Source organism: uncultured Maribacter sp. (assembly GCF_963975365.1).
GTDB lineage: Bacteria > Bacteroidota > Bacteroidia > Flavobacteriales > Flavobacteriaceae > Maribacter.
Genome location: NZ_CAXBGF010000020.1, coordinates 1 through 13,094 on the forward strand (window position 1 = coordinate 1; position 13,094 = coordinate 13,094).

The 13,094-nt window shown below is 33.8% G+C and carries 14 protein-coding genes; 13 read left to right on the plus strand and 1 reads right to left on the minus strand.

The window, feature by feature from the left end; all coding sequences use genetic code 11:
• The 8 genes from AACZ49_RS16880 to ppk1 form a co-directional block, all read left to right on the plus strand.
• On the plus strand, positions 1–975 hold a 975-nt coding region (locus AACZ49_RS16880), incomplete at its 5' end, for a S1 RNA-binding domain-containing protein (RefSeq protein ID WP_339657261.1).
• Positions 976–1,225: 250 nt separating this feature from the next.
• Positions 1,226–1,765 (plus strand): bifunctional pyr operon transcriptional regulator/uracil phosphoribosyltransferase PyrR, encoded by a 540-nt coding sequence (gene pyrR, locus AACZ49_RS16885; protein ID WP_339657263.1) that lies wholly within the window; start codon positions 1,226–1,228, stop codon positions 1,763–1,765.
• A 4-nt stretch (positions 1,766–1,769) separates the two neighbouring features.
• A complete protein-coding gene (locus tag AACZ49_RS16890; protein ID WP_339657264.1) occupies positions 1,770–2,696 on the plus strand; it encodes an aspartate carbamoyltransferase catalytic subunit in 927 nt (308 codons plus the stop codon).
• A 1-nt stretch (position 2,697) separates the two neighbouring features.
• Complete coding sequence (locus tag AACZ49_RS16895) at positions 2,698–3,030, plus strand: ribonuclease Z (RefSeq protein ID WP_339657266.1); 333 nt, start codon at positions 2,698–2,700, stop codon at positions 3,028–3,030.
• A gap of 119 nt (positions 3,031–3,149) precedes the next feature.
• Positions 3,150–4,055: a ribonuclease Z gene (locus tag AACZ49_RS16900; RefSeq protein ID WP_339657268.1), complete on the plus strand. Its 906-nt coding sequence runs from the start codon at positions 3,150–3,152 to the stop codon at positions 4,053–4,055.
• Between the two features lie 79 nt (positions 4,056–4,134).
• Positions 4,135–4,782, plus strand: coding sequence for a pyridoxamine 5'-phosphate oxidase (pdxH, locus tag AACZ49_RS16905; RefSeq protein ID WP_339657315.1), 648 nt, complete (start codon positions 4,135–4,137; stop codon positions 4,780–4,782).
• Positions 4,783–4,797: 15 nt separating this feature from the next.
• A complete protein-coding gene (locus tag AACZ49_RS16910; protein WP_339657270.1) occupies positions 4,798–5,289 on the plus strand; it encodes a histidine phosphatase family protein in 492 nt (163 codons plus the stop codon).
• A complete protein-coding gene (ppk1, locus tag AACZ49_RS16915) occupies positions 5,283–7,352 on the plus strand; it encodes a polyphosphate kinase 1 (protein WP_339657272.1) in 2,070 nt (689 codons plus the stop codon). The genes AACZ49_RS16910 and ppk1 overlap by 7 nt, the downstream gene beginning before the upstream one ends.
• An 8-nt stretch (positions 7,353–7,360) precedes the next feature.
• Here ppk1 and AACZ49_RS16920 read toward each other — a convergent pair whose 3' ends face one another.
• The gene (locus AACZ49_RS16920) at positions 7,361–7,942 is read right to left on the minus strand and encodes a tRNA-(ms[2]io[6]A)-hydroxylase (RefSeq protein ID WP_339657274.1); all 582 of its coding nucleotides are present in this window, start codon (positions 7,940–7,942) and stop codon (positions 7,361–7,363) included.
• Positions 7,943–8,064: 122 nt separating this feature from the next.
• Between AACZ49_RS16920 and AACZ49_RS16925 the strand changes: the two genes are divergently transcribed.
• Genes AACZ49_RS16925 through eboE form a run of 5 tightly spaced genes read left to right on the plus strand, consistent with a single transcriptional unit; the run spans position 8,065 to position 13,093 of the window.
• Entirely contained in the window at positions 8,065–8,913 is an 849-nt protein-coding gene (locus AACZ49_RS16925; protein ID WP_339657276.1) for an EboA domain-containing protein, read from the plus strand.
• A gap of 4 nt (positions 8,914–8,917) precedes the next feature.
• A complete protein-coding gene (locus AACZ49_RS16930; RefSeq protein WP_339657278.1) occupies positions 8,918–9,826 on the plus strand; it encodes a TatD family hydrolase in 909 nt (302 codons plus the stop codon).
• Position 9,827: 1 nt separating this feature from the next.
• Complete coding sequence (gene eboC / locus AACZ49_RS16935) at positions 9,828–10,727, plus strand: UbiA-like protein EboC (RefSeq protein ID WP_339657280.1); 900 nt, start codon at positions 9,828–9,830, stop codon at positions 10,725–10,727.
• 6 nt (positions 10,728–10,733) lie between these two features.
• Positions 10,734–11,894 carry a 3-dehydroquinate synthase gene (locus AACZ49_RS16940; protein ID WP_339657282.1) on the plus strand — a complete coding sequence of 387 codons (1,161 nt, stop codon included), beginning with the start codon at positions 10,734–10,736 and terminating at the stop codon, positions 11,892–11,894.
• A 5-nt stretch (positions 11,895–11,899) separates the two neighbouring features.
• Positions 11,900–13,093 carry a metabolite traffic protein EboE gene (eboE, locus tag AACZ49_RS16945; protein ID WP_339657284.1) on the plus strand — a complete coding sequence of 398 codons (1,194 nt, stop codon included), beginning with the start codon at positions 11,900–11,902 and terminating at the stop codon, positions 13,091–13,093.
• Position 13,094: the final 1 nt, after the last annotated feature.

Sequence of the window (13,094 nt, forward strand, 5' to 3'; positions counted from 1 at the left end):
ATTCTTGATTTTGATGAAAACAAATCTAGAATTCAATTAGGTCTTAAGCAATTAGAGAAGCATCCTTGGGAAGCTTTAAGTGAGGAGATTAAAATCGGAGACAAAGTTAAAGGTAAGGTAGTCGTAATAGCTGATTATGGTGCATTTATCGAAGTTGTTGAAGGTGTTGAAGGACTTATCCACGTATCTGAAATGTCATGGTCTACACATTTACGTTCCGCTCAGGATTTCGTAAAAGTAGGTGATGAGGTTGAGGCTATTGTATTGACATTGGATCGTGAAGATCGTAAAATGTCTCTTGGTATCAAGCAATTGACTCCAGACCCTTGGACAGATATTACAACTAAATATCCTGTAGGTTCTAAGCATAAAGGTATTGTTAGAAACTTTACAAACTTTGGTGTATTCGTGGAACTAGAAGAAGGGATAGATGGATTAATTTATATCTCTGATCTTTCTTGGACTAAGAAAATCAAGCATCCATCTGAATTCACTAATGTAGGTGATACTTTAGAAGTTGAAGTGTTAGAATTAGATGTTGATGGTCGTAAGTTGAGCTTAGGTCATAAGCAGACTACTGAAAACCCTTGGGATAAATACGAAACTGAATTTGCATTAGGTACTGTTCATACAGCAACAATTTCTGATGTAGTTGATAAAGGTGCAACGATTGAATTTAATGAGGATATCACTGCATTTATACCACAACGTCATTTAGAAAAAGAAGATGGTAAAAAACTAAGTAAAGGCGATGAAGCTGAATTCAAAATAATTGAGTTTAACAAAGACTTCAAACGCGTAGTAGCTAGTCATACCGCTATTTTCCGCGAGGAAGAGCAACGTAATGTTAAGGCAGCTGTCAAAAGACAAGCAGCTAGTGCAGACGAAGCTAAGCCTACTTTAGGTGATGCTAACGATGCTTTACAAGCATTGAAGGATAAAATGGAAGCAGCTGATTCTAAAAAGAAGAAGTAATTTCTTGATACAATCCTTAATAGGATTATAAGTAAAAGCCCGGATATATTATCCGGGCTTTTTTTGTTTTGGGAATGCTTGTTATTATTCTTAATTTCAAGTGATTAAATAGTAAGTCCTGATTGGTTTATTTTATTGTAGAATCCAGTTCTGTTTAATTTTAATGATCCTTTTCTTAATGCAGTAATTCTATAAGTATATTTCATTTGAATTATCTATTTTTGTTGAGCAAAACGCACGGGTGTCAATTATGAGTCAAAAAGTTTTACTCTCTTCAAAAGAAATAAATATCATCCTGCATCGATTGGCTTGTCAGCTTCTTGAAAATCATTTAACTTTTGAAAATACAGTGCTTATAGGTATTCAACCTAGAGGTAAATATTTAGCGCAGCGATTAACGAAGATTTTAAAGGAGGAATATAAGGTAAAGCAAATCGACCTAGGTTTTTTAGATATTACCTTTTATCGAGATGATTTTAGAAGGGGAGATAAAACCTTAGAGGCGACCAAAACCAATATTGATTTTTTGGTTGAGGATAAAAATGTTGTTTTAATTGACGATGTACTTTATACAGGTAGAAGTATTAATGCTGCTTTAACTGCTTTGCAGTCATTTGGTAGGCCTAAAGATGTTGAGTTGCTATGCTTAATTGATCGAAGATTTAGTAGACATTTACCTATACAGCCTAACTATAGAGGTCGCCAGGTAGATGCTATTAATGACGAAAAAGTAAAGGTGATGTGGGCAGAAAATGATGGAGAGGATATTATATATTTAGTAAATAGATAAGAAAATGAGCGAACTGAGTGTTAAACACTTACTGGGAATCAAATATCTAAAGGAAACCGATATTCAACTTATTTTTGAAACAGCCGATCATTTTAAAGAAGTAATTAATCGGTCGATAAAAAAAGTTCCTTCACTTCGCGATATTACCATAGCCAATATTTTTTTTGAGAATAGCACTAGAACGAAACTGTCATTTGAATTGGCCGAAAAGAGACTATCTGCCGATGTTTTAAATTTTTCTGCTAGCCAATCTTCGGTAACAAAAGGAGAAACACTTATAGATACGGTCAACAATATCTTATCTATGAAAGTAGATATGGTAGTAATGCGGCATCCGAACCCAGGGGCAGGTATATTTCTTTCGAAACATGTAAAAGCTTCAATTGTAAATGCTGGTGATGGTGCACATGAGCATCCAACACAAGCCTTATTGGATTCATATTCAATTCGTGAAAAATTAGGAGATGTAGCTGGTAAAAATGTAGTGATTGTTGGCGACATTCTTCATTCTAGAGTTGCTCTATCGAATATATTCGCCTTAAAATTACAAGGGGCAAATGTTAAGGTTTGTGGACCTAAAACACTATTGCCTAAGTATATAGATTCTTTAGGTGTAGGTGTGGAGACTAATCTAAGAAAAGCCCTAGAGTGGTGCGATGTAGCAAATATGTTGCGCATACAGAACGAGAGGCTCGATATCAGTTATTTTCCAACCACTCGAGAGTATACGCAACAGTTTGGAGTAAACAAAAAAATGTTGGATAGTTTAGACAAAGAAATTGTAATTATGCACCCTGGACCCATTAATCGAGGAGTTGAAATTACGAGTGATGTTGCAGATTCAAAGCAGTCGATAATCTTGAATCAGGTTGAAAATGGTGTAGCCATACGTATGGCGGTTATTTATTTATTGGCATCTAAAATAAAGTGATATGATTTTTAATACAGAAGAATCGTTGATTGTAATCTCTCAAGAAAAAAATTCTATTGAGCTGTTTTTAGAAAATTTAGAAAAGGAGTACGCTAAATTGAAGAATGATAATCTAGTTATAGATTTATTGGGATTTTCAAAGCTATCTCCTTATAATGTTATTTCGTTCTTGGAATTAGCTAAACGTCACAAAAAAAATGGGAAGTCATTTGTTTTGGTTTCCGATAAGGTTTCCTATGACGATGTGCCAGATGAAATTAATATAGTGCCTTCATTACAAGAAGCAAGAGATATTGTTGAAATGGAAGAAATAGAGCGTGATTTGGGTATTTGATATCTTAAGTAGTAGTTATTCAACATCTAGCGATTTAGTGCCATTTCATTAAACAAATAGATAGTACTACAATCAATTAGTTTGTTGAGCTATTTAAAATTTATTAGTACCATTTATTTATGCGTCTGACCATATTAGGCTGTTATGCGGCAACTCCTAGAACATTAACGAATCCAACTGCTCAAGTTTTAGAAATAAAGGGTCATGTTATTCTAATTGATTGTGGAGAAGGTACTCAGGTAGAGTTGCGTCGGCGTAAGGTAAAGTTTTCGAGAATAAACCATATTTTTATTTCACACCTTCACGGAGACCATTTCTTCGGGCTTCCTGGTTTCATATCTACTATTCGCTTGTTAGGTAGAGAAAAGGAATTGCATATTTATGGTCCAAAAGGTATTAAAGAAGCGATAACTCTTCTGTTGAAATTAGGAGATTCGTGGACCAATTATCCGTTGCTATTTCATGAATTGAGTAGTAAAGAGCCTGAATTAATTTTTGATGATAAAAAGATTTCTGTAACTACTATTCCTTTAGATCATCGAATTTATACCAATGGTTTTTTGTTTCAAGAGAAAGAAGGTAAAAGAAAACTTAATATCGAAGCGGCTCAGAACTACGGGATTGACAAAGCATATTTTCAGAATATTAAAAATGGTAAGGATGTTACTTTAGATAATGGTAAATCGATAGCGAATAAAGAATTGACTTTTGACCCACCTAAACCAAAATCATACGCATTTTGTAGTGATACTGTTTATGACGCAACATTATCAGCTCAGTTAAAAGATGTAGATGTTCTTTATCACGAATCTACATTTTTAGAATCTGAATCAGAATTGGCTGCCAAAACAAAACATTCTACAGCATTGCAAGCTGCTGAAATAGCTAAAGCTTCAAATGTAAAATACTTATTATTAGGTCATTATTCTACTCGCTACAAATCCATTGAACTTTTTAAGGAAGAAGCTACTACTGTTTTTTCTAATGTTTTGCTTACTGATGATGGTCGCACATTTGATTTTTAGTGCTTTTTAATCTGATTTAATGGTACTTATTTTCCTTTCTTTTTAGAACTTTGTTTATCTTGTTTTTAACCTTAAAATGATGCAGAAAGATTTAAGTGATTATAGAAAATCGTACGAGAAAAGTGCTTTGATGGAAGATAGTATTTCTGATAATCCTATTCAGCTCTTTCAAACTTGGTTTTATGAAGTTGAAAAGTCAGATAGTGTTGATGAACCCAATGCTATGACAGTTTCTACATTGGGCTTGGATGGTTTTCCGAAAAGTAGAGTAGTATTACTAAAGAAATATACCTACGAAGGTTTCATTTTTTATACAAATTATAATAGTGAAAAGGGTTTAGCAATTGCAAAAAATCCTAAAATATGTATTTCTTTTTTTTGGCCGAATTTAGAGCGGCAGATTATTATTAAAGGAACAGCAGAGAAATTGGCGAAAAACCTTTCCGATGGCTATTTTGAATCACGCCCAGAAGGTAGCAAATTAGGAGCTTTGGTGTCTGATCAAAGTTCTGTAATTGAAAGTAGAACGATATTGGAAAATAAACTATCTCAGCTAGAGAAAGATTATAGGGGTAAGGAAATCGAAAGACCAGATAATTGGGGTGGTTACCTTGTTAGACCTGTGTCTATGGAGTTTTGGCAAGGAAGACCTAATAGGTTACATGATCGTATTCGTTATACACTAACAGATGATTTTGATTGGAAAATGGAGCGATTGGCACCTTAATTTAATAAAGTCTAAATGAAGAACTTGTTTTTAATGCGCCATGGTAAATCTTCTTGGGAACTAAATGTTAGTGATCAAGATAGGGCTTTATTGCAGAGAGGTATTGCAGATACACAATTAGTGGCCACCGAATTTTCGGGTAAAAATTTGAAAATAGATTATGTTTATTCTAGTCCCGCAAATAGGGCATTTCATACTAGTATGATTTTTTTAAGAATATTAAACTATCCATTGAACCACTTTTCTGTAGTTTCGGATTTATATGATTTTTCAGGGGATAAGGTTGTCGATTTTATAAAGAACTTAGATAATTCATTGGATAATGTGCTCATTTTTGGGCATAATCATGCATTCACATATATTGCAAATGCATTAGGAAACAAGCATATAGATAATGTGCCAACAAGTGGGTTCGTAAAGTTACAGTTTAAAGAAAATTCATGGTCCACTATAAAACAGGGTTCAACAATACTAACAATTTTTCCAAAGCAATTAAAAGCATGGTAAAAAATAATAATCAGTACGTAAATAGAGAAATTAGTTGGCTTTGGTTCAACGAACGCGTATTGCAAGAAAGTGCTGATAAGAACGTACCGTTAATTGAAAGACTTCGATTTTTAGGTATTTTCTCTAACAATTTAGATGAATTTTTTAAAGTTCGTTATGCAACTGTAAAACGTATTGTTGAGGCTGGTAAAACTGGTAAAAGTGTTTTAGGTGGTGAGAAAGCCAAAGATTTATTAGAGGAGATTACAAATATTGTAATTGAGCAACAGACAAAAAGTTTGGTGATTCTTAAAAAAATAGAACATGAGCTAGAGGGTAAGAACATTTTTATTTTAAAGGAAACTGAATTAAACGATCGTCAGAAAGAATTTGCTAAAGACTATTTCTTAAATGAAGTAAGTCCACAATTAATGACAATTATCTTAAGTGAGCTTACTCGTTTTCCTACCTTAAAAGATACCGCAGCCTACTTAGCTGTTAAAATGGTTATTAAAAGTGATCATAGCAAAAAGGAAAAACGATATGCATTAATTGAAATTCCTAAAGGTATTGACCGTTTTGTTGTATTACCAGGTGAAGGTGATAAAAGCTTTATCATCATTTTAGATGATTTAATAAGATATTGTTTAGACAACATTTTTACCATGTTCGAGTACGAATCGATTTCGGCTCATATGATCAAGATTACAAGAGATGCAGAGCTTGACATGGATAATGATTTGAGTAAGAGTTTTATCGAGAAGATATCTTCCAGTGTAGAGCATAGAAAAATTGGCGATCCAGTTCGTTTTGTATATGATAAAAGTATAGGTAGAGATACGTTGACTTTTCTAAAGGAAAAAATGAACATTGAAGATACTGATAGTGTTATACCTGGCGGTAGATATCATAATCGTAGAGATTACATGGGCTTTCCCAGTCTTGGAAGAAAAGATTTATTATACGATAAAATAACCCCTTTACCAGTAAAAGGACTTAGTGTAGAAGGCAGTATTTTAGATAGTATTGCAAAAAAAGATTACTTGCAATATACCCCTTATCATACGTTTACTTATATTTTAAAATTTTTAAGAGAAGCGGCTCTAGATCCAAAAGTACGTACTATTAAGATAACGGTATATAGATTGGCTAGCAACTCTCAAGTAGCTGCATCACTAATTAATGCGGTTAAAAATGGTAAACAGGTAACTGTTCAGATAGAATTGCAGGCACGATTCGATGAAGAAGCAAATATTGAGTATGCTGAACAACTTCAGGCAGAGGGAGTTAAATTGATTTTTGGTGTGCCAGGGCTTAAGGTGCATAGTAAAATTTGCTTGATAGAAAGAGAAGAAGGTGATGATATTAAACGTTACGGTTTTATAAGTACCGGTAATTTTAACGAATCTACTGCGAGAATATATACCGATTATACCTTATTTACAGCCCATGAACCTATTTTGAAAGAATTAAACAAAGTGTTTGATTTTTTCGAGACCACTTATAAAATCAATAAATACAAACATCTTATTGTTTCGCCGCATTACACTAAAAATGCATTTATGAAATTGATAGATGTTGAGATAGCCAATGCAATTTTAGGTAAAGAGGCATATATTAAAATAAAAATGAACAGTTTTACCTCTTATAAAATGGTTGATAAACTGTATGAAGCTAGTAGGGCAGGGGTAAAGATCCAGTTGATTATAAGAGGTATATGTTGTTTAGTTCCAGGTATTAAGGGTATGAGTGAAAACATCGAAGCTATTAGTATTGTAGATAAATTTTTAGAACATACAAGGCTATTTGCATTCGCTAATGGGGGTAATCCTAAAATCTATATATCCTCTGCAGATTGGATGACTCGAAATTTAGATTATAGGGTGGAAGTAGGATGTCCTATCTATGATGAGGATATTAAGAAAGAATTAATGGATACCTTCGAAATATGCTGGAAAGATAATATGAAGGCCCGCGTGTTTAATGAGAAGCAAGATAATGCGTATCGAAAAACTACAATACCTAAAATAAGATCTCAATTTGCCACCTATGAATACTATGCAAAAGATGTAAAGAAAAAATAACTTGGATATTACCCGTGAATGGACTCTTTTTTTCCAAGGTCTTTCATGATTTTGGCTTCGTATTCCAAAAGGTTATCCCATTTCTGATTAACCTCATCTAATTCTCCGTATTTACGGGCAAATTTTAAAAACATGGTATAATGGCCGGCTTCACTAATCATTAATTTGTGATAGAAGTCGGCTAATTTTTTATCGTCCAATTCTTCAGATAAAAGCCTAAAACGTTCACAGCTACGAGCTTCTATTAGTGCGGCATATAATAATCTATGAACTAGCTGAGTGGTTCGGCTACCTCCTTTTGGGAAAAACTTCAATAGTTCAACTACATATTCATCTTTCCTATCTCTACCTAAGGTATTTCCCTTTTTTAGAATAAGGTCATGTACCATTTTAAAGTGTCCCATTTCTTCTCGAGACAAAGCGACCATCTCCTCTACTAATTCAGTATATTCTGGAAAGGATACAATTAGTGATATAGCCGTACTTGCTGCTTTTTGCTCACAATACGCATGATCAGTTAATATTTCATCAATATTCTTTTCTACAATATTTACCCATCTTGGATCAGTAGGAAGTTTTAAACCTAGCATAATAATCTTTTATTCAAAATTAGAAAGATTTTATAGACTTCACCAATTATTATCAACCAGCTTTGACAACAAACTAATTAATAATAATTATTTTTGAAGTAAAGTCAATCTTGGATAATAAAATGCACAATCAGGAACAAATTCAGAATATCTTAATCAAATATGGAGCACCAGAAGGTTTAGCTTGGTTAAAGGATAGAATCAGTAAAATGGCAGAAAGCAAATCTTCTAAAGATTTGTTTATGACCTACAGTCTCTTAAATGTGAAATTTGATTCTTTGAAGCCAATTTCTTTTGATAATGTAGTTGATGATTGTTCCATCTATTTCAAGGCACAAAAGGCAAATTTGCTTCAAGTTGCGAGAATATTTCTTTTGTCTGAAATTCTTGGACAAAATGAGGAATTCTATGCACCTAAAGTTGCCAATATTATTCAAGTGGCCGATACAGGTGAACTAGAAACATTTTTAAAATATTTAGTTTTATTGCCTAACCCTGAAGCATATAAACAAACTGCTGTTGAGGCACTACGGACCAATATTGCAATTATTTTTGATTCCATATCATTGAATAATCCTTATCCTGCTAGATACTTTAATAATCAACAGTGGAATCAAATGTATTTAAAGGCTGCATTTATGGGCCGTGATCTTTCACTAATAGAATCTGTAGATGAACGAGCCAATGCAGACTTAACCAGGATTATTTCAGATTATGCCCATGAACGATGGGCGGCATCAAGAAAAATAGATCCTATTTTTTGGAGGCCAGTGTCAAAGTTTCTTAATGAAGAACTTTTGAAGGATATGAATAGGTTACTGAATAGTGAAGATTCAATTGAAAATAAGGCAGGTGCATTGTGCTGTTTTCACTCAGGTAATGAGAAAGCAAATGCCCTTTTAAATAGCTTACCAGAATTAAGACAAAAGATTGCTGATGGGCAAATAAATTGGAATACGCTTAAACAATAATAGTATGGATGAAAAAATGATGATTATTGACCCGCATGTACACATGTCGTCAAGAACAACAGATGATTATGAAGCAATGGCTGCTGCAGGAGTGGTGGCAATAATAGAGCCATCTTTTTGGTTAGGCCAACCAAGAACTCAAGTAGGTTCTTTTCAAGATTATTTTAGCAGCCTTGTTGGTTGGGAGCCATTTAGGGCTAGTCAATTTGGTATTAAACATTATTGTACAATAGGGCTTAATTCAAAAGAAGCAAATAATGAAGCACTTGCAGAACAAGTAATCGAATTATTGCCTTTGTATGTTCATAAAGAGAATGTTGTTGCCATAGGAGAGATAGGATATGATGATCAAACGCCAGCTGAAGACAAGTTCTTTAGAATGCAGTTAGATATGGCTAAAGAATTAGATATGACAGTACAAGTTCATACACCACACCGTGATAAAAGAGCGGGTACCATTAAGAGTATGGAGGTTTGTTTGGAACATGGTTTAGATCCAGCTAATGTAATTATTGATCATAACAATGAAGAAACCGTACGAGATGTTCTTGATCGTGGGTTTATTGCCGCATTTACTATTTACCCTAAAACAAAAATGGGTAATGAACGTATGGTAGAGGTTGTTAGAAAATTTGGTAGCTCAAATATAATAGTTGACAGTTCTGCCGACTGGGGTGTAAGTGATCCATTGGCAGTGCCTAAAACTGCTTCTTTAATGTTGAAAAGAGGTATTTCTATGGAAGATGTTAGAAAGACTTGCTACCAAAACGCTTTAGATGCATTTAGTAAAAATGGTAAGATGAAAGAGGCGCATTGGTTACAGCCAGATAGTATAAATCAATCGCAGCTATTTAATGATAATAGTGTTTTAAGAGGGCAGACTCCAAGAATCGACGAGGACCAAATTACCTAAAATGAAAGAAAAGTTAATGGGTTTTGCTCGATTGGCAAGACCCGCAAATTTGCCAACTGCAGCTGCAGATATTTTAGCTGGCGTTGCAATTACTCTTTTTTTGGAGAATATTGAGGTATTTAGTTTTTTAAGGGAAAATTCAATTAGCATAGTATTATTGGTTTTTTCATCAATAGCCTTATATGCTGGCGGAGTTGTTTTTAATGATGTGTTTGATGCAGAGTTGGATGCTGTTGAACGTCCAGAAAGAGCTATACCAAGTGGTTTGATTCCTAAACGTGAAGCGGTATATTTTGGAATCATTCTTATGGTGTTAGGAATTGGCTTGGCATTTTATTGCAATATGTTAGCAGGTGTAATTTCAATTGTATTAACGATAGCAATATTGACTTACGATGCTTATTTTAAACAATTCGGATTTTCGGGCCCATTGAATATGGGTATCTGTAGAGGTTTGAATCTTCTTTTAGGGATGTCTATAGTTTCAGAAATTTCAAATTGGTATATAGCAATTGTGCCTGTAATCTACATTTTTGCCATCACATTAATTAGCAGAGGTGAAGTGCATGGTGATAATAAGAAACATATTTTTTGGGCTGGTGTATTGTATGCAATAGTTATTGCAACAATAACGTTTATTGTACTACAACAGACAGATAAAATTTTAGTGTTAATACCATTTTTACTTTTGTTCGGTTTTTTGATTTTTTCACCTTTAGTTAAAGCGTACAAGGAAAATTCACCTAAGAACATAAAAAAAGCAGTTATTTCTGGCGTATTATCACTTGTTGTAATGAACGCCTGTTGGGTGGCCGGCTTTTCTAGTTGGTACTTAGCATTGGCAGTACTTTTGTTATTGCCATTATCTATGCTGTTGTCTAAATTATTTGCCGTAACCTAAATATATATGCAATTACAACCTATAAAACAATCATTTAAAGTTCAATATGATTATCAATTGTATTTTACTTCTGGGCTTTTTGCTTTAGAGAATCTGCTGTTCACGAAATTAATTTCCGACTATAAAGAATTTGAACCAGTGAAACTTCTGTTCGTTTTAGATGACGGTGTAAAAAATCATCATCCGAAATTAATTCAACAAATAAAATCATATTGTGACAGCAATAAGGATAATTTAAAGTATACGAATACAATAGTACTTCAGGGCGGTGAGCAAGTTAAGAATAGCGATTTCGCTATTGAATCGGTTTTGAAAGCCATAAATGAGAATAAAATTTGTAGACATTCATTTGTTGTTGTAATTGGTGGTGGTGCAGTAATAGATATGGTTGGTTATGCAGCCGCTATTGCACATAGAGGTGTAAAGCTAATACGAATTCCAACGACGGTTTTATCACAAAATGATTCAGCAGTTGGGGTAAAGAATAGTGTTAATGCGTTTAAGAAAAAGAATTTTTTAGGAACTTTTGCTCCGCCATATGCTATAATTAATGATAGTGATTTCTTAGAAACTTTAGAGCAACGCGATTGGATTTCAGGTATTTCAGAAGCTATTAAAGTAGCCTTGATAAAGGATGTAGATTTTTTTCAATACATAGCTAATCATGCCAGTGCATTGAAGAATAGGGAAATGGAGCCAATGCAATATGTGATTTATAAGTGTGCAGAAATGCATATGCATCATATTGCTCAAGGTGGCGATCCTTTCGAGTCAGGCTCTTCTAGACCTTTAGATTTTGGACATTGGGCAGCCCATAAAATGGAGTTCATGACTAATTATAAATTAAGACATGGTGAGGCGGTAGCGAAAGGTATCGCTCTTGATGTAACCTATGCTCAATTAATTGGTTTAATAACTGAAAGCGATTTGCAAAATATATTAAATGTAATGGTTGAAATTGGTTTTGATCTTTCACTACCAGTGAGCACAACAAATGAAATCGAATCCTTATTGAATGGAATAGAAGAGTTTAGGGAGCATTTAGGTGGCCAATTGACAATTACCCTTATTTCTGGTTTAGGAATAAAGCATGACGTACATACAATTGATATGAAGCTTATGACCGAGGCTATTGGTAAATTGAATAATCAATTCGCATTAAACTAAAGACCATGCAATTAAAAGAGAGGCTACACTTAACATATTGTACCAATATTCACCCTGGTCAAGATTGGAAAAGTACGTTCAAAAGTATTAAGAAGCACGTTCCCGGAATTAAGAAAGAGGTTTCTAGTAATCAATCTTTTGGTTTAGGACTTCGTTTATCGAATAAAGCTAGTGAAGAACTTGAGGTTGGAACAAATATGTCCGATTTTAAAAAATGGTTGTCAGATAATAATCTATATGTATTCACCATGAACGGATTTCCTTATGGAAATTTTCATGATGAACGAGTTAAAGATATGGTGCATGCGCCAGATTGGACCACTAATGATAGGTTTGTTTATACCAAACGATTATTTCGGCAACTTTCAGAATTGTTGCCAGAAGGATTAAATGGCGGTATTTCAACATCTCCGATAACCTATAAATATTGGCATAAAAGTGAAGAGGAAACTAAAAAAGCATTTGAAGTAGGTGCAAAGCATATGCTTCAAGTTGCGGAATATTTGTTCGAATTAGAAAATGTTACCGGAAAATATATGCATTTGGATATTGAACCGGAACCAGACGGACTATTAGAGAATAGTGATGAGGTTTTATATTTTTATTCAAAATACTTGGTGCCGTTTGGGATTGATTTTTTTGAGAGTAAGTTAGGCTTGAGTGCTTTAGAAGCCGAAACTCTTATAAAAAAATATATTACCGTGTGTTACGATATTTGCCATTTTTCACTGGCTTTTGAAGAACCCGTTGATACGTTTGCAAAGTTTAAAGAGCGAAATATTCGCGTAGGGAAAATTCAAGTTAGCGCAGCATTAAAGATTATATTCAATGGTACAAATGATGAGCTAATATGGGAGGAGCTGTCTCAATTTAATGAACCAACGTATCTGCATCAAGTTACTGAAAAGATTGACGGAGTGGTTAAAACGTATAGTGATCTTCCTTTGGTTTTAAATAACAAGGGAGATCGACAAGAACTTCGTGCCCATTATCATGTACCTATTTTTTTAGAAAAGTATGGAGCTTTGTTTTCTACACAAGACCATATTTTAAAAGCGATTGAATATATAAAATCAAATCCTATCTCTGAGCATTTAGAGATTGAAACATATACGTGGGATGTGCTTCCGGCAGATTTAAAACAAGACTTGTCAATATCTATTATTCGCGAAATTGAATGGTTAAAATCACGCTTGTAAT